Genomic DNA, 638 nt, shown 5'->3' on the forward strand with positions numbered 1-638 from the left:
ACTTCTTTAAACCAATAAGATTCTTTTAATTCAAGTGATAGTTGTAGCATTCTTTCAAGTAGAGTCTGTTCAGCCTTAGTAAGAGAATCATTACGTCTTTCTAAAAGCTTCTTGTTTTGTTTAATAAATTTAGATTGGTAAGTATATAACGATTTACATGAAAGCGATCTGCTATGCGAATAGCGGGAAAAGCTTCTTTAGCAAAGTTATGATAACTTTTTGCTAAATCCATCACTACTGCAAAAGGTGACACTATATCAACAATCTGACGTAGATTTTTATTAGTGATTAATTCATCATACTTACGTCCAAGAACAACTGTTAAAAGTGTACCATTTCTTAAATCATGAATACCAGTGTTATAAGTATGCCCCTTTCTAATCGCAAAATCATCAATACCAATAACAAGTTTAGAATTACTGATAGCAGTATCTAAAACTTGAGTTTGCATAATAGGGATTATAGTGGATAAATCTTCTTTAATAAAACGTTCGTCTGAAGTATATGGTATGTTAAGATTTTTCGCAGAATGTTTAACAGTTCCACCATCAATAGACTTTGCTAATTTACTTTTGAAGGCATTAGTATATCTAGGATTTAGATTTTACAAAACTATACTCCCAAGTAAAATTTAGGTC

Annotated in this window: 1 protein-coding gene; it reads right to left on the bottom strand. The window is 30.6% G+C overall.

The window, feature by feature from the left end:
• Positions 1-100: 100 nt before the first annotated feature.
• Positions 101-451, bottom strand: a complete 351-nt coding sequence (locus JCM14822_RS18805) for a transposase (protein WP_054744176.1) — start codon at positions 449-451, stop codon at positions 101-103.
• Positions 452-638: the final 187 nt, after the last annotated feature.

Origin of the sequence: Cellulosilyticum ruminicola JCM 14822, assembly GCF_001311925.1 — a bacterium.
GTDB classification, from domain to species: Bacteria; Bacillota; Clostridia; order Lachnospirales; family Cellulosilyticaceae; genus Cellulosilyticum; species Cellulosilyticum ruminicola.